Source organism: Pantoea sp. X-Soil-MYKO-1785, from assembly GCF_059730675.1.
In genome coordinates this window covers 2,977,183-2,998,016 of sequence record NZ_AP036000.1, presented here as the reverse complement: position 1 = coordinate 2,998,016, position 20,834 = coordinate 2,977,183, and the positions used below count along the sequence as shown (strand labels likewise).

At 57.9% G+C, this 20,834-nt stretch carries 23 protein-coding genes and 1 tRNA gene; 20 read left to right on the top strand and 4 right to left on the bottom strand.

What is annotated here, in order from left to right:
• Positions 1-14 precede the first annotated feature (14 nt).
• A tRNA-Arg gene (locus tag AC6I8D_RS14220) sits at positions 15-89 on the bottom strand.
• Between the two features lie 75 nt (positions 90-164).
• On the bottom strand, positions 165-1,094 hold the full coding sequence (locus AC6I8D_RS14215) for a formate/nitrite transporter family protein (RefSeq protein WP_312759592.1): 930 nt from the start codon (positions 1,092-1,094) through the stop codon (positions 165-167).
• Between the two features lie 242 nt (positions 1,095-1,336).
• Here AC6I8D_RS14215 and ccmA point away from each other — a divergent pair, with 242 nt between their 5' ends.
• From ccmA to mlaA, 10 genes are all read left to right on the top strand, one after another.
• Complete coding sequence (ccmA, locus tag AC6I8D_RS14210) at positions 1,337-1,954, top strand: cytochrome c biogenesis heme-transporting ATPase CcmA (RefSeq protein ID WP_312055866.1); 618 nt, start codon at positions 1,337-1,339, stop codon at positions 1,952-1,954.
• Positions 1,954-2,613, top strand: a complete 660-nt coding sequence (ccmB, locus tag AC6I8D_RS14205) for a heme exporter protein CcmB (RefSeq protein WP_312055867.1) — start codon at positions 1,954-1,956, stop codon at positions 2,611-2,613. The genes ccmA and ccmB overlap by 1 nt, the downstream gene beginning before the upstream one ends.
• 53 nt (positions 2,614-2,666) lie before the next feature.
• On the top strand, positions 2,667-3,407 hold the full coding sequence (locus AC6I8D_RS14200; protein ID WP_497820686.1) for a heme ABC transporter permease: 741 nt from the start codon (positions 2,667-2,669) through the stop codon (positions 3,405-3,407).
• The gene (gene ccmD, locus AC6I8D_RS14195) at positions 3,404-3,637 is read left to right on the top strand and encodes a heme exporter protein CcmD (RefSeq protein ID WP_159858329.1); all 234 of its coding nucleotides are present in this window, start codon (positions 3,404-3,406) and stop codon (positions 3,635-3,637) included. The genes AC6I8D_RS14200 and ccmD overlap by 4 nt, the downstream gene beginning before the upstream one ends.
• A complete protein-coding gene (gene ccmE, locus AC6I8D_RS14190; protein ID WP_031375907.1) occupies positions 3,634-4,119 on the top strand; it encodes a cytochrome c maturation protein CcmE in 486 nt (161 codons plus the stop codon). Before ccmD ends, ccmE begins: the two co-directional genes overlap by 4 nt.
• On the top strand, positions 4,116-6,074 hold the full coding sequence (locus tag AC6I8D_RS14185) for a heme lyase CcmF/NrfE family subunit (RefSeq protein ID WP_312055869.1): 1,959 nt from the start codon (positions 4,116-4,118) through the stop codon (positions 6,072-6,074). The genes ccmE and AC6I8D_RS14185 overlap by 4 nt, the downstream gene beginning before the upstream one ends.
• The gene (locus AC6I8D_RS14180) at positions 6,071-6,628 is read left to right on the top strand and encodes a DsbE family thiol:disulfide interchange protein (RefSeq protein WP_312759601.1); all 558 of its coding nucleotides are present in this window, start codon (positions 6,071-6,073) and stop codon (positions 6,626-6,628) included. Before AC6I8D_RS14185 ends, AC6I8D_RS14180 begins: the two co-directional genes overlap by 4 nt.
• Positions 6,625-7,080 carry a cytochrome c-type biogenesis protein gene (locus AC6I8D_RS14175; protein ID WP_312759603.1) on the top strand — a complete coding sequence of 152 codons (456 nt, stop codon included), beginning with the start codon at positions 6,625-6,627 and terminating at the stop codon, positions 7,078-7,080. The genes AC6I8D_RS14180 and AC6I8D_RS14175 overlap by 4 nt, the downstream gene beginning before the upstream one ends.
• Positions 7,080-8,291 carry a c-type cytochrome biogenesis protein CcmI gene (gene ccmI, locus AC6I8D_RS14170; RefSeq protein ID WP_497820369.1) on the top strand — a complete coding sequence of 404 codons (1,212 nt, stop codon included), beginning with the start codon at positions 7,080-7,082 and terminating at the stop codon, positions 8,289-8,291. Before AC6I8D_RS14175 ends, ccmI begins: the two co-directional genes overlap by 1 nt.
• A 144-nt stretch (positions 8,292-8,435) precedes the next feature.
• Positions 8,436-9,200, top strand: a complete 765-nt coding sequence (mlaA, locus tag AC6I8D_RS14165) for a phospholipid-binding lipoprotein MlaA (protein WP_312055872.1) — start codon at positions 8,436-8,438, stop codon at positions 9,198-9,200.
• 65 nt (positions 9,201-9,265) lie between these two features.
• Here the strand turns inward: mlaA and fadL are convergent, their stop codons facing one another.
• A complete protein-coding gene (gene fadL / locus AC6I8D_RS14160; protein WP_312055873.1) occupies positions 9,266-10,549 on the bottom strand; it encodes a long-chain fatty acid transporter FadL in 1,284 nt (427 codons plus the stop codon).
• 357 nt (positions 10,550-10,906) lie between these two features.
• Between fadL and AC6I8D_RS14155 the strand changes: the two genes are divergently transcribed.
• From AC6I8D_RS14155 to sixA, 4 genes are all read left to right on the top strand, one after another.
• Positions 10,907-11,203, top strand: coding sequence for a YfcZ/YiiS family protein (locus AC6I8D_RS14155; protein WP_082097556.1), 297 nt, complete (start codon positions 10,907-10,909; stop codon positions 11,201-11,203).
• A 162-nt stretch (positions 11,204-11,365) separates the two neighbouring features.
• Entirely contained in the window at positions 11,366-12,676 is a 1,311-nt protein-coding gene (fadI, locus tag AC6I8D_RS14150; RefSeq protein WP_312055874.1) for an acetyl-CoA C-acyltransferase FadI, read from the top strand.
• The gene (gene fadJ / locus AC6I8D_RS14145) at positions 12,676-14,772 is read left to right on the top strand and encodes a fatty acid oxidation complex subunit alpha FadJ (protein ID WP_497820368.1); all 2,097 of its coding nucleotides are present in this window, start codon (positions 12,676-12,678) and stop codon (positions 14,770-14,772) included. The genes fadI and fadJ overlap by 1 nt, the downstream gene beginning before the upstream one ends.
• A gap of 224 nt (positions 14,773-14,996) precedes the next feature.
• On the top strand, positions 14,997-15,479 hold the full coding sequence (gene sixA, locus AC6I8D_RS14140; protein WP_031375917.1) for a phosphohistidine phosphatase SixA: 483 nt from the start codon (positions 14,997-14,999) through the stop codon (positions 15,477-15,479).
• A 31-nt stretch (positions 15,480-15,510) separates the two neighbouring features.
• Here sixA and smrB read toward each other — a convergent pair whose 3' ends face one another.
• On the bottom strand, positions 15,511-16,059 hold the full coding sequence (smrB, locus tag AC6I8D_RS14135) for an endonuclease SmrB (RefSeq protein WP_031375918.1): 549 nt from the start codon (positions 16,057-16,059) through the stop codon (positions 15,511-15,513).
• Between the two features lie 160 nt (positions 16,060-16,219).
• On the opposite strand from smrB, the gene prmB reads away from it, so the two are divergent.
• Genes prmB through AC6I8D_RS14105 form a run of 6 tightly spaced genes read left to right on the top strand, consistent with a single transcriptional unit; the run spans position 16,220 to position 20,803 of the window.
• On the top strand, positions 16,220-17,152 hold the full coding sequence (gene prmB / locus AC6I8D_RS14130) for a 50S ribosomal protein L3 N(5)-glutamine methyltransferase (RefSeq protein WP_279810003.1): 933 nt from the start codon (positions 16,220-16,222) through the stop codon (positions 17,150-17,152).
• Positions 17,153-17,197: 45 nt separating this feature from the next.
• Entirely contained in the window at positions 17,198-18,283 is a 1,086-nt protein-coding gene (gene aroC, locus AC6I8D_RS14125; RefSeq protein WP_312055876.1) for a chorismate synthase, read from the top strand.
• 4 nt (positions 18,284-18,287) lie between these two features.
• Positions 18,288-19,112, top strand: coding sequence for a penicillin-insensitive murein endopeptidase (mepA, locus tag AC6I8D_RS14120; RefSeq protein WP_312055877.1), 825 nt, complete (start codon positions 18,288-18,290; stop codon positions 19,110-19,112).
• A gap of 8 nt (positions 19,113-19,120) precedes the next feature.
• Positions 19,121-19,924, top strand: coding sequence for a sulfite exporter TauE/SafE family protein (locus AC6I8D_RS14115; RefSeq protein WP_312055878.1), 804 nt, complete (start codon positions 19,121-19,123; stop codon positions 19,922-19,924).
• Between the two features lie 16 nt (positions 19,925-19,940).
• Positions 19,941-20,486, top strand: coding sequence for an elongation factor P hydroxylase (locus AC6I8D_RS14110; RefSeq protein ID WP_497820367.1), 546 nt, complete (start codon positions 19,941-19,943; stop codon positions 20,484-20,486).
• Between the two features lie 32 nt (positions 20,487-20,518).
• The gene (locus AC6I8D_RS14105) at positions 20,519-20,803 is read left to right on the top strand and encodes a YfcL family protein (protein ID WP_312759607.1); all 285 of its coding nucleotides are present in this window, start codon (positions 20,519-20,521) and stop codon (positions 20,801-20,803) included.
• Positions 20,804-20,834 lie beyond the last annotated feature (31 nt).

Sequence of the window (20,834 nt, the reverse complement as noted above, 5' to 3'; positions counted from 1 at the left end):
GTAAGAGGTGTGTATGGTGTCCCCTGCAGGAATCGAACCTGCAACTAGCCCTTAGGAGGGGCTCGTTATATCCATTTAACTAAGAGGACGACGGCGCGCAGTATAGCGCAGATAGGCGCAGAAATTCACTACGACGCCGTGCGTTTGCTCATTCCGACAGCAACTTACCCGTTTTGCTCTTCACGCTGACGGCGCTTCTCCTGCTTTTTCTGCTCGGCTTTGGCTTTGGCGACCGCCGCTTCGCTCATGTCATTACGGATCTGCGCATGGCTGATTAGGGCAAAAATCAGGGTGCCGCCGGTGATGTTACCTAACAGCGTAGGCAGGGCGAATGGCCAGAAAAATTCGTGCCAGGGAATGCTGCCATTAAACACCAGATAGAGCACCTCCACCGAACCGACCACGATATGCGCCAGATCGCCCAGCGCTACCAGCCAGGTCATCATCACAATCACCACCAGTTTGGCCCCGCCAGCATAAGGGAACATCCACACCATAGTGGCGATAATCCAGCCGGAGATCACCGCATTAGCAAACATCTCGCCAGGGGTGTTTTCCATCACTTTCATGCTGATGTTGGTAAACGCCTGACGGGTCGCATCATCAAAAATCGGCATCTCATTAAACGCCAGCGCGCCCAGCGCGGTGCCAATCAGGTTGCCCAGCAGCACAAAGCCCCATAAACGCAGTAGCAGACCGACATTTCCCCAGGTCGGTTTATGCATCACCGGTAATACCGCTGTCACGGTGTTCTCGGTAAACAGCTGCTGGCGCGCCATAATGACAATCACAAAGCCAAAGGTGTAACCGAGATTTTCCAGTAAAAATGCGCCGGGAACCCCGTCGAGATGAACCTGGAAAATCCCTTTCGCCATCAGCGAGGCGCCCATCGATAATCCAGCCGCAATGGCCGACCAGAGCAGGGCCATGCCGTCGCGCTCCAGCTCTTTTTCCCCATCCTGTCGAATCTCTTCATGTATCGCCGCTGCACGTGAAGGTAGCGCCTCCTCATCAACTTCTATTTCCGTCCCCTCGTCCTTTTCATCGCTTTCAACGTCATTGTGACCCTGTTGGTTACCTGATGAAGGCTTCATATTTTCTCCTGGTGATAGTGCTGTGGCGTAATAAGCGTAGCTGCTTTTTATTTGCCGATAATGTAACGGTCGATATGAATAAGCGTAACAAGCTTTTTCGCGGCTGCATTTTTAAGCAAACAGCACGGCGGACCGCACATATCGCCTCCTGACGGTCGGTCTCAACGGCGGTGCAGACTTCGGCCCACAGCAACATTATGGTATTATCCGGGCCTCTTTTTAGCTGGTGCGATTCCCCCTTCATGTTGGAAATCATTACGCTCTCTTGTGTTCGCGATGAACGGACGCTGTTCCATCGGCTGTCGTTCAGCGTCAAAGCAGGTGACATTGTGCAGATTGAGGGACCGAACGGCGCCGGTAAGACCTCGCTGTTGCGCTTGCTGGCGGGATTAAGCCGGGCAGAACAGGGCGAGATTCGCTGGCACGATCGGCCGATCCAGCAGCAGCGCGAACGCTGGCACGCATCGATGCTCTATCTGGGGCATCATCCCGGCGTGAAAGCCGTGCTCTCCCCACTGGAAAATTTGCGCTTTTACCATCCTGACTGCGACGACGCGCAGATTTTTGCTGCGCTGGAAAGCGTCGATCTGCTGGGTTACGAAGAAGTGCCGGTGGCGCAGCTGTCGGCAGGCCAGCAGCGGCGGGTGGCGCTGGCGCGTTTGTGGCTGAGTCGCGCCACCTTGTGGATTCTGGATGAACCGCTGACTGCCATCGACAAAACGGGCATCGAAAAATTAATGATGAAATTTGCTCAGCATGCCGATAACGGCGGAGCGGTGATCCTGACGACTCATCAGGATTTACCTGACCAGACGGCGCGGGTGCGTAAAATTCGCCTCAGCGCAGCGGAGTCAATCTGATGCTGTTCCGTCTTATCCAGCGTGAATTGCGCATTGCCTTTCGTGGCGGGGCAGATGTGGTTAATCCGCTGTGGTTTTTTCTGATTGTCATTACCCTGTTTCCGCTGGGTATCGGACCCGATCCGCAACAGCTGGCGCGCATTGCACCCGGCGTCGCCTGGGTCGCCGCGCTGCTGGCATCGCTGCTGGCGCTGGAGCGGCTGTTTCGCGATGATTTTATCGATGGCTCACTTGAGCAACTGCTGCTGCTGCCGACGCCCCTGCCGGTCACGGTGCTGGGGAAAGTGATTGCGCACTGGCTGGTGACCGGCTTGCCGCTGATCGTGCTGTCGCCGCTGGCGGCACTGCTGCTATCGCTCGATTTTAATGGCTGGTGGGCGATGGCGTTAACGCTGCTGATCGGCACACCGACCCTGAGTTTTCTCGGAGCGATCGGCGTCGGGTTAACCGTCGGTTTACGGCGAGGCGGCGTGCTGCTGAGCCTGCTGGTGCTGCCGCTGTCGATTCCGGTGCTGATTTTCGCCAGTGCGGCGATTGAGGCCGCCGGGCAGGGCTTACCGATTGGCGGTTATCTGGCGATCCTCGGGGCAATGTTGCTGGTCAGCGCCACCCTGTCACCGTTTGCGACCGCGGCGGCGCTGCGGATTACCCTGCAATGACCGCGTCTGACCGGCGCGGCGACCCATAATTTACCGAAATGTGAGTGGCTGATATGTGGAAAGCGTTACATCAACTGGGGAAACCCGAGCGGCTCTATCAGTGGTCTGGACGGCTGATACCCTGGTTCGCCGTGGCGGGTCTGGCGTCGTTGCTGTTGGGGTGGATCTGGGGATTTGGTTACGCACCGGCTGATTATCAGCAGGGCGACAGTTTCCGCATTATCTATATCCACGTTCCGGCCGCGATGTGGTCGATGGGCATCTACGCCTCAATGGCGATTGCCGCTTTTTGCGGGCTGGTGTGGCAGCTGAAGATGGCCGATCTGGCCTCTGCCGCAATGGCACCGGTTGGCGCGGTGTTCACCTTTATTGCGCTGGTTACCGGCTCGGCGTGGGGCAAACCGATGTGGGGCACCTGGTGGATTTGGGATGCGCGCCTCACCTCGGAGCTGGTGCTGCTGTTCATCTATATGGGGGTGATCGCGCTCTATCACGCCTTTGATGACCGCCGTACAGCCGGGCGTGCCGCCGGTATCCTGATTCTGGTTGGCGTAGTCAATCTGCCGATCATTCACTTCTCGGTACAGTGGTGGAATACCCTGCATCAGGGCTCGTCCGGCACACTGCAGCAGGCCATTGCGCCGGTGATGCGCACCCCGCTGCGCTGGTCGATTCTCGGTTACCTGCTGCTGTTTCTGACGCTGACCCTGATGCGGTTACGTAATCTGATTTTATTAACCGAACGCCATCGTCCGTGGGCGATCGGCGTGGCCAGCAAAGGAGAGAAAGCATGACGCCGGCATTTTCGTCATGGCACGCCTTCTTCGCCATGGGCGGTTACGCCTTCTATGTCTGGCTGGCCGTCGCCTGTACCTTAATCCCGCTGATCGGTCTGGTGTTGCATACCCTGCTGACACGCCGTCGTTTACTGGCGGAGATCCGCCAGCGTGAGGCGCGCGAACGTCGCATCCGGGCAGCGAAAAGTAAAAAAGCCACCGCTGAAGCGGCAGGAGAAAGCCTGTGAATATCCGTCGACGTAATCGTCTGTATGCCGTGCTGGCGATTCTGATCGGCCTTAGCCTGGCCACGGCGCTGGTGATGTACGCGCTGCGCTCGAACATCGATCTGTTTTATACCCCGAGTGAAATTCTGTATGGCAAAGGCGAGGCGCATGAAGTACCGGAACCGGGACAGCGGCTGCGCGTCGGCGGCATGGTGATGCCGGGCAGCGTCAAACGCGATCCCAACACGCTTGCCGTGTCGTTCAAACTTTATGATGCCAGCGGCGTGGTGAGCGTCAGTTTTGAAGGGATTTTGCCGGACCTGTTCAGAGAAGGGCAGGGCGTGGTCGCGCAAGGGGTGCTGGAGACCGGTAACCGGATTATCGCCAAAGAAGTGCTGGCGAAGCACGATGAAAAATATACGCCGCCGGAGATTGAAGACGCGATGAAGAAAAATCACAACGGCCCGCAGTCGCTGTATCAGCCGGGAAAACAGTCATCATGATGCCGGAAATCGGAACCTTTCTGCTCTGCCTGGCGCTGGGCATTGCGCTGCTGCTCAGTACCTATCCACTGTGGGGCGCGGTGCGCCAGGATGCCCGACTGATGGCAATGGCGCGTCCGCTGGCTGCCGGCCTGTTCGTGCTGATTGCAGCCGCATTTTTGCTGCTGGTCTGGGCCTTCATCGCCAATGATTTTACCGTCAGCTATGTTGCCACCAACTCTAACAGCCTGTTGCCGGTCTACTACCGCATCGCCGCCACCTGGGGTGCTCATGAAGGCTCACTGCTGCTGTGGGTGCTGCTGCTGAGTACCTGGACCGTGGCGGTGGCGATCTTCAGTCGCGGCATGCCGCAGGATGCGCTGGCACGCGTGCTGGCGGTGATGGGAATGATTAACCTCGGTTTCCTGCTGTTTATCCTGCTGACTTCAAATCCCTTCAGCCGCACCTTGCCTGACTTCCCGATTGATGGACACGATCTGAACCCGATGCTGCAGGATATCGGTCTGATCTTCCATCCGCCGCTGCTCTATATGGGTTATGTCGGTTTCTCGGTGGCGTTTGCCTTTGCTATTGCCTCATTGATGGCCGGCCGGCTCGACACCGCATGGGCACGCTGGTCGCGCCCATGGACCACCGCCGCCTGGGTGTTTCTTACCATCGGCATCGTGCTCGGTTCGGCCTGGGCCTATTACGAACTGGGCTGGGGCGGCTGGTGGTTCTGGGATCCGGTTGAAAACGCCTCGTTCATGCCGTGGCTGGCGGGCACCGCGTTAATGCACTCGCTGGCGGTCACTGAAAAGCGTGGCACCTTTAAAGCCTGGACGGTGCTGCTGGCGATTACGGCCTTCTCGCTCAGCCTGCTCGGCACTTTCCTGGTGCGTTCCGGGGTGCTGGTTTCGGTGCACTCATTTGCCTCCGATCCGGCGCGCGGCATGTTTATTCTCGCTTTCCTGGTGATCGTGATTGGCAGTTCGCTGCTGCTGTATGCCATCAAAGGTGGGAAAGTGCGTAGCCGGGTGCAGAATGAAACCTGGTCACGGGAATCTTTCCTGCTCGGTAATAACGTTTTGCTGATTGCCGCGATGCTGGTGGTGCTGCTCGGCACGCTATTGCCGCTGGTGCATAAGCAGCTCGGACTGGGCAGCATCTCGGTGGGTGAGCCGTTCTTTAATACCATGTTCAGCTGGCTGATGGCGCCGTTTGCCCTGCTGCTGGGGATTGGACCGCTGGTGCGCTGGCGTCGTGACGAGCCACAGAAGCTGGCAAAACGACTGGCGCTGGCGCTGATCGTGACGCTGGCCGGTTCGATAGTGATCCCGTGGTGGTTACAGGATCGTATTGCCGCCATGACCGTGGTCGGGCTGATGATGTCGCTGTGGATCATTGTGCTGACGCTGCTGGAACTGCATGAGCGCGCCACCCATCGTCACACCTTCTTTGCAGGGCTGCGTCATCTCTCGCGCAGCCACTGGGGCATGGTGCTGGGCCATCTCGGCGTCGGCGTGACGGTGATTGGCATCGCCTTCAGCACCCAGTACAGCGTAGAGCGCGATGTGCGGATGAAGGCCGGCGACAGTGTAGACATTCATCATTATCACTTTGTTTTTCGTGGCGTACAGAACCTGCAGGGCCCTAACTACAGCGGCGGTTCAGGCATAATCGAGGTAACGCGCAACGGCAAACCGGAAGCGACGCTGCAGGCTGAAAAGCGTTTCTATACTGCCGCACGCACCATGATGACCGAAGCGGCGATTGACGGCGGTTTCAGCCGCGATCTCTACGCGGCGTTAGGCGAAGAGCTGGATGATGGTGGCTGGGCTGTGCGGATCTATTACAAACCCTTTGTGCGCTGGATCTGGTTCGGCGGCCTGTTAATGGCGCTGGGTGGCCTGTTCTGCCTGGGTGATCCTCGCTATCGCGCCCGCAAAAAAGCGGTCCCTCAGGAGCTGGCATGAATAAGAAAATCCTGTTTATCCCGCTGGTGCTGTTTCTGCTGCTGGCGGCAGCGCTGCTGTGGCAGCTGGCGCGCAATGCCGACGGCGACGATCCGACCCGGCTGGAATCGGCGCTGATTGGCAAGCCGGTGCCGCTGTTCAGGCTGGAAGCGCTCGATCAGCCGGGTAAAATTTACGATCAGCAGGTGCTGACCGACGGCAAACCGATACTGCTTAACGTCTGGGCCACCTGGTGCCCGACCTGTCGGGCTGAACATCACTACCTGAATAGCCTGGCGGAGCAGGGCATTCGGGTGGTCGGGCTGAACTACAAAGACGACCGCAACAAAGCGGTCAGCTGGCTGAACACGCTGGGCAACCCGTATGCGCTCAGCCTGTATGACGGCAACGGGATGCTCGGGCTGGATCTTGGCGTCTACGGTGCACCGGAAACCTTCCTGATCGACGGCAAAGGCATTATCCGCTATCGCCATGCAGGCGATCTGAATGAGCGCGTCTGGCAACAGGAAGTGAAACCGTTGTGGATCAAATACAGTAAGGAGGCGGGAGCATGAGGCGTCTGTTACTGCTGGTCTGTGGACTGCTGTTCAGCTTTAGCCTGTGGGCGACTATCGATACCCTGCAGTTCGATTCGGTGGCGCAGGAAGAACAATACCGCGATCTGACCGCCTCGCTGCGCTGCCCGAAATGCCAGAACAACAGCATCGCCGACTCGAACGCGATGATTGCAGCGGATATGCGACTCAAGGTCTATCAGCTAATGAAGCAGGGCCAGGACCGTCAGCAAATTATCGATTACATGGTGGCGCGTTACGGCAACTTCGTCACTTATCAGCCGCCGGTTACGCCGTCTACCCTGATTTTGTGGGTCGGACCGGCGCTGTTCGTGCTGCTGGGCGGATGCGTCATCGTGCTGCGCAGTCGCCAGCGTAAAACCCGCAGCGAGCTGGATGAAGATGAACAACAGCGTCTTGATGCGCTACTGAAGTCAGACAGGAAGCCGTAATGAGTGCATTTTGGATCACCCTTTTACTGTTGTTGCTGGCAGCCTGTGCATTGTTTCTTGCCGCGGGCTGGCGGCAGCGGCACGCCAGCGCTGGCGATCGCGATCGCCTCAATCAGCGCTTCTACCATCAGCGTCTGAGCGAACTGGCGGAAGATGAAGATCAGGGCGTGGTAGCGGAGCGGCCGGTCATGGAGCGGGAACTGCAACAGACGCTGCTGGCCGATGTTCCACCCACCCAGACCGTACAGGCGCACAGCAGCAGCCGCTGGATATTACTGCCCGGCCTGATTGTGCTGCTGCTGGTGTCGCTGGGGACTTATCTGAAAGTCGGCGGCCTGGCGCAGCTGACTGGCTGGATGCAGGTGCAGCAGGACTATCCTGCCTTACGGGCACGGCTGATGGACCCGGCGGCAAAGCCTCTGACGATGGAGGAGCTGGCGCGGTTGCAGCTTGGGCTGCGCAGCGCATTGCAGTCGGAACCGGACAACCTCAACGACTGGACCATGCTGGGACGGCTCGGCATGGTGCTGAATAACGCCAGTATCGCCAGCCAGGCCTTTGAACGCGCCTTGCAGCTCGCGCCCAACGATCCCGGCCTGAAGCAGGACTACGCCGAAGTGCTGACCCGCTCCAGCGAACCGCAGGATAATCGCCAGGCGGCGCTGCTGCTGCACGAATTGCTTAAGGCCGATCGGCACAACCTGCGTACTCTGGGCCTGCTGGCGTTTAATGCTTTCGAGCAGCAGCAATATGATCAGGCGATTGACGCCTGGCAAACGCTGCTGACGCTGTTGCCGGCTAACGATGAGCGGCGTGTGATGATCGCCCGCAGCATTGAGCAGGCCAAAACCGCGGCCGGGCAGCAGAGCAGCCAGCTGGCACTCAGTATCAGCCTGACGCCGCAGGCAGAAAAAATATTACCGCAAGGCGGAGTGTTGTATATTTCTGTCACCGACGGTGTTTCACCGGTGCCGGTGGCGGTAAAACGCCTGCCGCTCAGCCACTTTCCGCTATCGCTGACGCTGGATGACAGCAATGCGATGATGCCGGATCGCCTGTTGTCGGCGCAGCATCAGCTTCAGGTGCGGGCGCGAATTTCCCGCGACGGCAGTGCCAACGCGCGTTCGGGTGACTGGTTTGGTCTGAGTGCGGTGATGCCCTGGGACGGCCATCAGCAGATGGCAGTAGAAATAAATCAACAGCAGCCCTGAGCGCGGGATCCGACGACGCTCAGGCAGATCCTGTCGCTACCCAGGCTGACGTAAAGTTAGCTATGCTCAGGGTAAGCAGGTTCGTTAATCGACTGCCGCCTGAAGGGTGAGCAGACTTTTTTTCATCCGCACAGGGAGATTGGAATGAATTATCGCCTGACCAGCCTGGCCGTTGCCAGCGTTCTTCTGGTGGGTTGTGCCAGTTCGAAGCCGGCGAATGACGAACCTGCGCAACGCAGCGATCCGTTCGAAGGCTTTAACCGCACGATGTTCAACTTTAACTACAACGTGCTCGATCCCTATCTGCTTCGCCCGGTAGCCGTTGCCTGGCGCGACTATGTGCCGGTGCCAGCCCGCACCGGCCTGAGTAATTTTCTCGGTAACCTCGAAGAACCCGCCAGCATGGTCAACGCCATTCTGGTCGGTAACGCCCGTGATGCGGGTATTCACTTCACCCGTTTCTTCCTGAACAGCGTGCTGGGGCTGGGCGGCTTCATTGACGTGGCCGGTAAAGCCAATCCGGAGCTGGCGCGTGAAGAGCCACACCGTTTCGGCACCACGCTGGGCCACTATGGCGTCGGCTATGGCCCTTACGTTGAACTGCCGGCTTACGGCAGCTTTACCGTTCGTCAGGATGGCGGCGATTACGTCGATACCCTCTATCCGATTCTCGGCTGGCTGACCTGGCCGATGTCGATTGGTAAATGGACGCTGGAAGGCATTGAGACGCGGGCACAGCTGCTCGACTCGGATGCGATCCTCAAACAGCAGAGCGATCCGTACGCCTTTATCCGCAACGCCTACTTCCAGCGTCACGATTTTCTGGCGCGCGGTGGCAAGCTCAAGCCGGAAGAGAACCCGAACGCAGCCGCGATTCAGGACGATCTGCAGGATATTGACGCGCAGTAAGGTGCGATTTTTATCAGCAAAAAGGGCGACTCCGGAGAGTCGCCCTTTTTATTGGCGTTTGCGCATCAGAACTTATAGTTAAAGTTCGCGCCATACAGCCAGGCCTTACCTTCGGAATTAAAGGTATATGGGCCTTCTTTGACCGTCACGTTCTGGCCGTGCATATAAGAGATGCCGACATCGACCGAAGCATTGTCGTCGAACGCGTAGGAGGTCCCGGCGCTCAACCACAGGCGATCCTGATCCGGGATGGAGATCGAACGTTTATCGGCCGGAACCGGGCTGTCATCAAAGGCGATACCGGTGCGGAAGGTCCAGTTTTGGTCGTAGAAGTAGGTGGTTCCGAGCGCAATACGCCAGGCATCACGGTAACTTTCATCTTTATAGAACAGGGTCTGGCCATTAGAACCGGTGGCTTTCAGCTCCTGGAACTGGCTCCAGCTGGTGTAGGCCATGCTGTAGTGAACCGCCCACTGCGGTGCCACTTTATGCCAGCCCGACACTTCCCACATTTCCGGCAGATTCAGGGTCAGCGCGCCTGGAATGGTCGAGCCGTTGGTGCCGTAAGGAATACCGGACTGCTGCGGATTATTAACCGCGTTCAGCGCAGAAGGGAGATTACTTTTGTAATCGCCATCAAAATCAACTTTGACTTCTGAGCGGTAGGTAAAGCCGAAACGGTTATTTTCATCGACTTCATACAGGATACCGGCGTTCCAGCCGTAGCCCCACTCATCGCCTTTCAGATGGGCGACCTGGGTATCCGCCGGGATGCGTAACGCTGCGCCTGATTCACCGGCATAACGTTCGATTTTCGCTTTAGCGTAGACCGCATCAAATCCCACCCCGACGCTGAAATGTTCATTTAATCGGTAAGCGGTGCTGAGATTAAAATTGCCGGTCATCAGGTCGGTTTTACCGCCGTAGCCGCCAGCGGTGTAACCATTATTAAACTCTGTTGCTAAGCCGTAATTGGAGGTAGCCGATGCGCCAATCCACCATTGATCATTAATGGGCTGAACGTAATGAATATTCGGCACCCACTGGTTTGGGGCAATATTATTGGCATCCAGACTGCGGCCACTCTGGCTGCGTCCGCTGATATTCACATCCGGGTCGATATACACCGCCCCGATGGAAAACGCCGGACGATCCATTAATGCCATGGTTGCCGGGTTACGGCTGGCGGAAGCGGCGGTATCGCCCATTGCGCCTTCGCCTGAATATGCGCGACCTAAACCAATCGAAGAAAACTCATTTAACTGAAACCCAGCTGCGTAAACATGTGAAGAGACAAGCGCCACTGCAGCCGCCACGGCTGACTTTGCAAACAGGTTTTTATGGTTCATGACCACAACCTCATGTGAATTATTATTTAACGTTATTACGTCGCGTAACAAGGGACGGCGGATTGTAGGGACTGATGTAAATCGCACATATCAGACCAGTGCGGAGAGTATAGGTCCGACCTGTGTGCATGTTGCAATATTGTTTTTAAAATATTTCAGGATTGATCGCTTAAAATTCGATCTGCGTAACAAAACTGACCCGACGCGCCACAGCATAACCAGTCCAGTTTGTTCTGGATCAAATTTTATTGTGATATTCGTCACTTAGCTACAGGTTAATGGCGCATCTTTAGCCGAAGAGGTAAAATCTGGTCCATAAAATTGCGTATCCCACCAGACTATCGTCAGGAGAAAATGATGACTGATGCCATTAAAAAATGCAGTGCGACCGAAACCGCAGCCTGCTGTTGCGTCGATGTCGGCACGGTAATGGATAATACCGATTGCACTGCCAGCTGGTCGGAGTGGTTTGCACAGCGCGCTGATGCTGAAGCAAAACTGGCCAGCCTGACCGAACGTGCGCGTGAGGTTGAGTCTGACCCTTGCCTGATTGAGGCCCGTTTCAGCGATGTGGACCAGGGGGTGCAGCTCGATATTGATTTCACCTTCTGCTGCCAGGCAGAAACCCTGATTTTCCAGCTCGGTTTACGCTAAGCCGCCAGACGCCGCTTTCAGAGCGGCGTTTTTCATTTTCGTGTTTCCCTTCGCAATTTTTCCCTTTCGATATTGGCGACTCACCCGCTTGTGGTTAACACTGGGATCAGGTCAGACCTCTTTGGGCAATGATGCCACAGTCCCGATTCACAGGTGAGAACAATGAGCAAAGCGCAGCCGCTGCTGACGCGCGATGGCGAACGCATCGCGATTACCCACGGGTTACGTACCCCTTTTTTGCGCCAGGCGACCGGCTTCCATGGCATTCCGGCGGTGGAACTGGGACGGATGGTGGTCAGCGAATTAATGGCGCGCAGCGAACTGCCGGTCGACGTGATTGAACAGCTGGTGTTTGGTCAGGTAGTTCAGATGCCCGAAGCGCCGAACATCGCGCGTGAAATCGTACTCAGCAGCGGACTCAGCGTCCATACCGACGCCTACAGCGTCAGCCGCGCCTGTGCCACCAGTTTTCAGGCGGTGGCTAACGTCTGTGAAAGTTTACTGGCCGGGACCATCTCTGCCGGCATCGCCGGGGGTGCTGATTCGTCATCGGTGCTACCGATTGGCGTCAGCAAAAGCCTGGCGCGGGCGCTGGTTGATCTCAATAAAGCGCGCAGCCTGTCGCAAAAATGGCAGATTCTGCGCCGTCTGCGCCCGCGCGATCTGCTGCCGGTGCCGCCGGCGGTGGCCGAGTATTCAACCGGACTGCGCATGGGCGACACCGCCGAGCAGATGGCCAAAAGCCACGGAATCAGCCGACAGGCACAGGATGCGCTGGCGCTGCGTTCTCACCAGCATGCCGCCAAAGCATGGCAATCGGGCGTGCTGCATCAGGAAGTGATGGCGGCGCTGGTGCCGCCGTGGAAAAAGCCCATCGATCAGGACAATAACGTGCGGATGGATGCCAAAGCTGAAGATTATGCCCGGCTGCGTCCGGCGTTTGACCGCCAGCACGGCAGCGTGACCGCCGCCAACAGTACCCCACTGACCGACGGTGCGGCAGCGGTCATCCTGATGCGCGAAGGGCGCGCCCGTGAGCTGGGACTGCAGCCGCTTGGCTATCTGCGCAGCTATGCCTTTACCGCGATTGGCGTACAGCAGGATATGTTGCTGGGCCCGGCCTACGCCTCGCCGGTGGCGCTGGACCGCGCCGGCATCACCCTGGCCGATCTGACACTGATTGATATGCATGAAGCCTTCGCCGCTCAGACCCTGAGCAACCTGCAACTGTTCCGGGATGAGCGCTTTGCCCGCGAGGTGCTGAATCGCCCCCATGCGCTGGGTGAGGTGAATGAAGAGCGCTTTAACGTGCTGGGGGGATCGATCGCCTATGGCCATCCTTTTGCCGCTACCGGTGCGCGAATGATCACCCAGACGCTGAACGAACTTCGGCGGCGCGGGGGAGGATTAGGACTGGTTACCGCCTGTGCGGCCGGTGGTCTGGGCGCGGCAATGGTTCTGGAGGCCGAATAATGGAGCAGAACGCATTTCATTTACAGCTGCGGCTGGATCACGTTGGCGTCATCACCATCGACGTGCCGGGCGAGAAGATGAACACCCTTAAAGCGGAATTTGCTGGCCAGATCGCTGCCATTATTGCCGAGGCGCGGCGCGATCCTCAGCTGGCCGGGCTGGTGCTGATTTCGGGCAAAGCTGACAACTTTATCGCTGGCGCCGACATCAGCATGATCGATCGCTGCCAGAGTGCCGCAGACGCCGAAGCGCTGGCGAAACAGGGGCAGGAGGTGATGGCGATGCTTGCCGCCTTGCCGTTCCCGGTGGTGGCCGCGATTCACGGTGCCTGCCTCGGCGGCGGACTTGAGCTGGCGCTGGCCTGCGATGCACGCATCTGCTCGCTGGATGATAAAACCCGCCTCGGCTTGCCGGAAGTCCAGCTCGGCTTATTGCCCGGTTCAGGCGGCACGCAGCGGTTACCCCGTTTGATCGGCGTGCAGCAGGCGCTGCCGCTGATCCTGACCGGCAAAAGCCTGCGGGCGAAACAGGCCCGTAAACTCGGCATGGTTGATGATGCGGTGCCGCAGGCGATTTTGCTGGAGACCGCTATCGCACGGGTGAAAAAAGGCAAGGCCAGCGTCCGTACGCTGCCGCTGCGCGATCGCCTGCTGCAGGGCCCGGTTGCGCGTCAGGCGCTGTTTGCGCTGGCCAGCCGCCAGACCGCCGCCAAAACGCAGGGCAACTACCCGGCGGCGAAACGCATCATTGAGGTGGTGCGCATTGGGCTGGAGCAGGGCAGCCGTGCCGGACATGAGGCTGAAGCCCGCGCCTTTGGTGAACTGGCGATGACGCCAGAATCGGTGGCGTTACGCGGCCTGTTCTTCGCGACCACCGCGATGAAAAAAGAGCCGGGTGGCGACGCCACGCCGCGGCCGGTCCACAGCATCGGTATTCTGGGCGGCGGTCTGATGGGCGGTGGTATTGCCAGCGTCAGCGCCATCAACGCCGGATTGCCGGTACGCATAAAGGATATCTCGCTGGAAGGGATAAACCATGCGCTGCAAACCAGCTGGGAGCTGCTGAGCAAAAAAGTTAAACGCCGTCAGATTACTCCGGCTCAGCGTCAGCAGCAGATGGCCCGCATCACCGGCGGCATCGATTATCAGGGCTTTGCCCGGCGTGATGTGGTGATTGAAGCGGTATTTGAAGATCTGGCGCTTAAGCAGCAGATGGTGCGTGAGATTGAATCACACTGTCAGCCGCAGACGATATTTGCCTCTAACACCTCTTCCTTGCCGATTGAGGATATCGCTGCCGGGGCGCAGCGGCCGGAAAACGTCATCGGACTGCACTATTTCAGCCCGGTAGAGAAAATGCCACTGGTGGAGGTCATTCCCCATCTGAATACCGCCAGCGAAACACTGGTAACGATCGTGGCACTGGCACGCCGCCAGGGCAAAACGCCGATTGTGGTGGCGGATAAGCCCGGTTTTTACGTTAACCGGATTCTGGCGCCCTATATAAATGAGGCGATGCGCTGCCTGCTGGAAGGTGAACCGATTGAGCATATCGATGGTGCGCTGGTGAAATTTGGTTTCCCGGTCGGTCCGCTCCAGCTGCTGGATGAGGTCGGCATTGATGTCGGCAGTAAAATTTCTCCGATTCTGCAGCAGGCCTACGGCGAGCGTTTTGCCGCGCCTGCTGCGTTTGAGGCGGTACTGAATGATGGCCGCAAAGGGCGTAAAAACCGCAAAGGCTTCTATCGCTACGACCTGCCGCGCTGGCAGCGTAAAAAGCCGGATGCGTCGCTTTACGCCTTACTGAAAATCACCCCGCAGGCGCGACAGAGCGAAGCGCAGATAGCCGAACGCTGCGTGATGATGATGCTGAACGAAGCGGCGCGCTGCCTGGATGAGCAGGTGATTCGCTGCGCGCGTGATGGCGATATCGGCGCGGTGTTCGGCATCGGTTTTCCGCCGTTTCTCGGTGGTCCGTTCCATTATATGCAACGACTGGGCGCAACGGAGCAGGTGAATAGATTAACCCGGCTAATGCAGCAACATGGCGAACGTTTCGCGCCGTGTGAGGCGCTGATTAAGGCCGCCGCAGAATAGACGAAATTTTACATTTCTGGCTGAAATGGAATACCCACTCCGATTCAGCGGGTTAGAAAAGCGTCGCCAGAGTGTGCGCCGCAGCAGGAATCTGAGAAGTGCTTATTTAATAAACAACCGGTTGACTATACTGAAGCCATTAGGGTACAACACAGCGTTCATTCGCAGAGTGAAGAGTCAGGCGCAATGCGTCGGGCGATGTCGACAAACAACAGCGGTGCTTTATGCAAGTTTTTATCATGCGTCACGGCGATGCAGCTCTGGAAGCAGCAAGTGATTCGGTCAGGCCTTTAACGCTATGCGGCTGTGATGAATCACGCCAGATGGCGAACTGGCTTAACAGTCAGACGCCGGACATAGAATGTGTGCTGGTCAGTCCCTACCTGCGTGCGCAGCAAACGCTCGCCACGGTACGTGAGGCATTTCCTCTGCCTGAAGGCCAGGAAGTGTTACCTGAATTAACGCCGGGCGGCGACCCGGGGCTGGTGGGGTGCTATCTGCAAACCCTGGCAAACGAAGGGGTGAAATCCGCGCTGGTGATTTCACACTTACCGTTGGTGGGATATTTAGTCTCAGAACTGTGCCCGCAGGAAGCGCCGCCCATGTTCGCCACTTCCGCTATCGCCTGCGTCGAGTTTGATCCGGCACAGAGTGAAGGCAAGCTGCTGTGGCAGGTCAGTCCGCGCAAACTGGCAAAAGCGATTTAACGTCTGTGGGCCGAAATATCGGCCCTTCCTCTCAGGGCAATTCAGGCGGTTGCCACTCCTCAATCTCAATCAGCACCAGCAGGGCGGCATCGCCGCCAAACATCTTCGGTGCCTGATGAAAAGCCATTACCCACGGATGCTGGGCCAGCCACAGCGGCGTTTGCTGCTTCAGGACATGTTTGCCATGGCCGGTCATCACGCTGGCGCAAAACAGATGCTCACGGCGGCAGGCGGCGATTAGCGCCCCCAGTTCCTGCTTGGCCTGCTGCTGGGTTAAGCCGTGCAGATCGAGAAATATCTCCGGCGTATAGTCGCCGCGCCGCAGTTTTTTCAGTTCAAAGTGGCTGACGTCAGCGCGCACATAGCGCGTCGCCCCCTCGGTTGAGAGCAGCGGCTGAAACTCATCCGAGAAGTAATGACTGTTGTCCGCCTGCTCTGAAAGCAGACGTTTTACCGGCACTTCGCGGGTTTTCACTCGCGGCTTGTGCACAAAGGTATCCTGTTTTAGCTGGCGCGTTCCGGTCATTAACTGCCGAAACAGCGCTTTATCATCCTGGCTCAATGGCGTTTTTTTACTCATGGCGGGCCGGTTATATCAGAAAAGGCTGTCAGACAGCAGATGGCGATACCTTACCGTTAAGTGTCATTAAATGTCAGCTTTTTCACCTTGCTGCGCTGAATTCTCCCCGGCTTCATGGCACACTATCGGCCGATTTAGTAAATGGCCTGCGGAGGGCTACGTGGACAAAATTTTCGTCGATGAGGCAGTGAACGAGCTGCACACCATTCAGGACATGCTGCGCTGGGCGGTCAGCCGCTTTTCCGCTGCCGGAATCTGGTACGGACATGGCACAGACAATCCGTGGGACGAAGCCGTTCAACTGGTCCTGCCGTCCCTCTGGCTGCCGCTGGATATTCCGGAAGAGATGCGCAATGCACGCCTGACCGCCAGTGAGCGTCATCTGATCGTCGAGCGGGTCATTCGCCGCGTCAATGAGCGCATTCCGGTCGCCTATCTGACCCACAAAGCCTGGTTCTGCGGTCACGAATTTTATGTCGATGAACGGGTACTGGTGCCACGTTCACCGATTGGTGAACTGATCGAAAATCGCTTCGCCGGTCTGATCAGCGAGAAACCGCGCCACATTCTGGATATGTGTACCGGCAGCGGCTGTATCGCCATCGCCTGCGCCTATGCGTTTCCTGAGGCTGAAGTTGACGCGGTCGACATCTCCAGCGATGCGCTGGCGGTTGCCGAGCAGAATATTGAAGAACATGGCCTGATGCAGCAGGTCACGCCGATCCGCGCCGATCTGTTCCGCGAGTTACCGGCGCTGAAATACGATCTGATCGTCACCAATCCGCCTTATGTCGATGCGGAAGATATGGACGATCTGCCGGGCGAATATCACCACGAGCCGGAACTGGGACTGGCGGCCGGCAGCGATGGCCTGAAGCTGGTGCGCCGTATTCTGGCCTGCGCGCCACAGTATCTGAGCGAGCAGGGCGTGCTGATTTGCGAAGTCGGCAACAGCATGGTGCACATGATGGAACAGTATCCCGATGTGCCGTTTACCTGGCTGGAGTTCGATAACGGCGGTGACGGCGTATTTATGCTGACCCGCCAGCAGATCGTCGACGCACAGCATCATTTCTCTTTTTACAAAGACTAAAAGTGGGGCGAAGCATCGCCCGCCGAACCGTAACAAGGAACCACAATGGCCGGAAACAGCATCGGACAATTTTTTCGAGTAACCACCTTTGGCGAGTCCCATGGTCTTGCGCTGGGCTGCATTGTTGATGGCGTGCCGCCGGGCATTCCGCTAACCGAAGCAGATATTCAGCACGATCTCGATCGTCGTCGGCCGGGCACGTCGCGCTATACCACTCAGCGCCGCGAGCCGGATCAGGTGAAAATTTTGTCCGGTGTGTTTGAGGGCGTGACCACCGGTACCTCCATTGGCCTGCTGATTGAGAATACCGATCAGCGTTCCCAGGATTACGGTGCCATCAAAGATCTGTTTCGTCCGGGCCATGCCGATTACACCTACGAACAAAAGTATGGTCAGCGTGACTATCGGGGCGGCGGCCGCTCGTCGGCGCGTGAAACCGCGATGCGCGTTGCTGCCGGTGCGATTGCCAAAAAGTATCTGCAGATGAAGCACGGCGTGGTGGTGCGCGGCTATCTGGCGCAGATCGGCGATATCGCCTGTGAGCTAAAACAGTGGGAGATCGTCGAACAGAATCCGTTCTTCTGCCCGGATGCAGACAAGCTGGACGCGCTGGACGAACTGATGCGCAGCCTGAAAAAAGAGGGTGACTCGATTGGTGCCAAAGTGACGGTAATGGCTGAAAACGTGCCGCCGGGTCTGGGCGAGCCGGTGTTCGACCGTCTGGACGCCGACCTGGCCCACGCACTAATGAGCATTAACGCGGTGAAGGGCGTCGAGATTGGTGATGGCTTTGCGGTGGTTAATCAGCGCGGCAGCCAGCATCGTGATGAAATTCGCCGTAGCGGCTTTCAGAGCAACCACGCGGGCGGCATCCTCGGCGGCATCAGCAGCGGTCAGACCATCAGCGCCAATATCGCGATGAAGCCGACCTCCAGCATCACCGTGCCGGGCAAAACTATCACCCGTGACGGCGAAGAGGTAGAGATGATCACCAAAGGTCGTCACGATCCCTGCGTCGGGATCCGCGCGGTGCCGATCGCCGAAGCGATGATGGCGATCGTCCTGATGGATCATCTGCTGCGTCAGCGGGCGCAGAATGGGGACGTTAACAGCCCCGTGCCGCGCTGGTGATCGCATGAAAGCGCTTCTGCTTACGCTTAGCGCGCTGTTGTTCAGCGCCCCAATCGTGGCGGCCACGCCATGGCAACAAATCCAGCAGCCGATCAGCGGAACCCCGCAGTCGATTGGCGGCTTTGCGAACGGCTGTATCATTGGTGCCCAGGCGCTGCCGCTCAATTCGCCGTATTATCAGGTGATGCGTCAGGACCAGCGGCGCTACTTCGGCCATCCCGATCTGATCCAGTTCATTCAGCGTCTCAGCACCCGGGTGCATAATCTGCAGCTGGGTAATCTGCTGATTGGCGACATGGGCATGGCGGCAGGCGGGCGCTTCAGCAGCGGCCACGCCAGTCACCAGACCGGACTTGATGTGGATATCTGGCTGCAGCTGCCGAAAACCCGCTGGAGTGCGCAGCAGTTGCTGAAGCCGCAGCCGCTGGATCTGGTGGGGCCAGGCGATAAAAATGTCATTGCCCGTCACTGGCAGCCGGAGATCGACAGCCTGATTAAGCTGGCGGCGAAAGACGATGACGTCACGCGCATCTTCGTCAATCCGGCGATCAAGAAACAGCTGTGTGCCGATGCTGGCGCGGATCGTGACTGGCTGCGTAAAGTGCGCCCGTGGTTTGCCCATCGCGCCCATATGCATGTGCGGTTGCGCTGTCCGGCCGGCAGCATCGGCTGTGAAGATCAGCCTGCGCCGCCGGCGGGCGATGGCTGTGGCGCAGAGTTGCAGAGCTGGTTCCTGCCGAAAAAACCGGGAAGCGGTGCGCCAGTGAAACGCGAGCCTCCACCGTTGCCGCCTGCCTGTCAGGCGCTGCTGGATAAACATTTACTGTAAGGGATCACATGGATTGGTTCGTGATCAGCCCGTTGCTGGTCGGGCTGCTGTTCTTTGTCGCCATGCTGGCCGGTTTTATTGACTCGATTGCCGGCGGCGGCGGTCTGCTGACCGTGCCGTCGCTGCTGGCCGCCGGCCTTTCCCCGGCGCAGGCGCTGGCGACCAACAAGCTGCAGTCGGTGGGCGGGTCATTCTCAGCCAGCCTCTATTTTATCCGACGCGGTGCGGTAAAGCTGAATGAGCAGTGGCTGAATATCGCCATGACCTTTCTCGGTTCGGTGCTGGGGGCGGTGCTGATTCAGCGCCTGCAGGCGGACATTCTGCGCCAGATGTTGCCGCTGTTTCTGATTGCCATCGGTTTGTGGTTTCTGCTGATGCCGCGCATTGGTGAAGAAGATCGCGCCCGTCGCCTGCACGGCATCGCTTATGCGCTGGTGGGCGGCGGTTGCATCGGCTTTTACGATGGCTTTTTTGGACCCGGCGCCGGCTCCTTTTATGCGCTGGCGTTTGTCACTCTCTGTGGCTACAACCTCGCCAAAGCGACGGCGCATGCCAAGATCCTTAACTTCACCTCCAACTTCGGTAGCCTGCTGTTCTTTATGTTCGGCGGCAAAGTGGTGTGGGGAACCGGTCTGATCATGATGCTGGGCGCATTTTGCGGGGCGCGACTGGGCGCACGCCTGGTGCTGACCCGCGGGCAAAAGCTGATCCGTCCGATGGTGGTGATCGTCTCCGCTGTCATGAGCATTAAATTGCTGTGGGACAGCCACGGCAGCGCCGTTCTGGCGTGGTTCGCCACGCTGCACCCGTAACTATTACGTGATAACAATGAGCACAATACACGATTACACCCAGCTGATTACGCTGTTTGATCGCTGCTTTAGCGATGAATTTCAGACCCGTCTAATTAAAGGCGACGACGAACCGATCTATCTTCCGGCAGACGCAGAGTCGCCGTGGAACCGCGTGGTGTTTGCCCACGGTTTTTATGCCAGCGCCCTGCATGAAATTTCGCACTGGTGCATCGCCGGTGAAGCGCGCCGCAAGCTGGTCGATTTTGGCTACTGGTACTGCCCGGATGGCCGCGATGCGCTCACCCAGAGTCAGTTTGAAGCCGTTGAAGTGAAGCCGCAGGCGCTTGAATGGATGTTTTGTGTTGCAGCAGGCTTTCCCTTCAACGTCAGTTGTGACAATCTCGACGGAGATTGTGAGCCGGATCGCATTGCGTTCCAGCGTAAAGTGCATGCTCAGGTCATGAGCTATCTGACGTCGGGCATTCCCGCTCGTCCCGCGCGTTTTATTGCCGCCCTGGCGGAATTTTATGGCAGGCCTTCATTAAGCGCATCGCAGTTTCCCTGGCCGGACGATCTGTGATGCAGCAAGGCATTATCAAAAGAGGAATTGAGATGATCGCAGAATTTGAAGCGCGTATTCTGGCCCTGATTGACGACATGGTTGATCATGCCAGTGACGATGAGCTGTTTGCCAGCGGTTATCTGCGTGGACACCTCACGCTGGCGGTGGCTGAAGTCGAACAACTGGGCGAACATACGCCGGAAGCATTGCAGATTCAGGTGACCCGCAGTCTGCAAAATGCCATTGCCGCTGGTGAGCTGTCGCCACGCGATCAGGCCTTAGTGGTCGGCATGTGGGACAACCTGTTTGTCCAGGCTCGTCAACTTTCCGCATAACGGTGCAGGGCGGCGTGCCGCCCGCAACCCC

Bases quoted from the DNA above. Each gene is read 5' to 3' on its own strand.
- sixA (WP_031375917.1), top strand. From the start codon at position 14,997: ATGCAAGTTTTTATCATGCGTCACGGCGATGCAGCTCTGGAAGCAGCA.
- AC6I8D_RS14105 (WP_312759607.1), top strand. From the start codon at position 20,519: ATGATCGCAGAATTTGAAGCGCGTATTCTGGCCCTGATTGACGACATG.
- AC6I8D_RS14115 (WP_312055878.1), top strand. From the start codon at position 19,121: ATGGATTGGTTCGTGATCAGCCCGTTGCTGGTCGGGCTGCTGTTCTTT.
- AC6I8D_RS14200 (WP_497820686.1), top strand. From the start codon at position 2,667: ATGTGGAAAGCGTTACATCAACTGGGGAAACCCGAGCGGCTCTATCAG.
- AC6I8D_RS14215 (WP_312759592.1), bottom strand. From the start codon at position 1,094: ATGAAGCCTTCATCAGGTAACCAACAGGGTCACAATGACGTTGAAAGC.
- fadI (WP_312055874.1), top strand. From the start codon at position 11,366: ATGAGCAAAGCGCAGCCGCTGCTGACGCGCGATGGCGAACGCATCGCG.
- fadJ (WP_497820368.1), top strand. From the start codon at position 12,676: ATGGAGCAGAACGCATTTCATTTACAGCTGCGGCTGGATCACGTTGGC.
- AC6I8D_RS14180 (WP_312759601.1), top strand. From the start codon at position 6,071: ATGAATAAGAAAATCCTGTTTATCCCGCTGGTGCTGTTTCTGCTGCTG.
- mepA (WP_312055877.1), top strand. From the start codon at position 18,288: ATGAAAGCGCTTCTGCTTACGCTTAGCGCGCTGTTGTTCAGCGCCCCA.
- smrB (WP_031375918.1), bottom strand. From the start codon at position 16,059: ATGAGTAAAAAAACGCCATTGAGCCAGGATGATAAAGCGCTGTTTCGG.
- aroC (WP_312055876.1), top strand. From the start codon at position 17,198: ATGGCCGGAAACAGCATCGGACAATTTTTTCGAGTAACCACCTTTGGC.
- AC6I8D_RS14110 (WP_497820367.1), top strand. From the start codon at position 19,941: ATGAGCACAATACACGATTACACCCAGCTGATTACGCTGTTTGATCGC.
- ccmA (WP_312055866.1), top strand. From the start codon at position 1,337: ATGTTGGAAATCATTACGCTCTCTTGTGTTCGCGATGAACGGACGCTG.
- ccmI (WP_497820369.1), top strand. From the start codon at position 7,080: ATGAGTGCATTTTGGATCACCCTTTTACTGTTGTTGCTGGCAGCCTGT.
- fadL (WP_312055873.1), bottom strand. From the start codon at position 10,549: ATGAACCATAAAAACCTGTTTGCAAAGTCAGCCGTGGCGGCTGCAGTG.
- AC6I8D_RS14155 (WP_082097556.1), top strand. From the start codon at position 10,907: ATGACTGATGCCATTAAAAAATGCAGTGCGACCGAAACCGCAGCCTGC.
- ccmD (WP_159858329.1), top strand. From the start codon at position 3,404: ATGACGCCGGCATTTTCGTCATGGCACGCCTTCTTCGCCATGGGCGGT.
- ccmB (WP_312055867.1), top strand. From the start codon at position 1,954: ATGCTGTTCCGTCTTATCCAGCGTGAATTGCGCATTGCCTTTCGTGGC.
- AC6I8D_RS14185 (WP_312055869.1), top strand. From the start codon at position 4,116: ATGATGCCGGAAATCGGAACCTTTCTGCTCTGCCTGGCGCTGGGCATT.
- mlaA (WP_312055872.1), top strand. From the start codon at position 8,436: ATGAATTATCGCCTGACCAGCCTGGCCGTTGCCAGCGTTCTTCTGGTG.
- AC6I8D_RS14175 (WP_312759603.1), top strand. From the start codon at position 6,625: ATGAGGCGTCTGTTACTGCTGGTCTGTGGACTGCTGTTCAGCTTTAGC.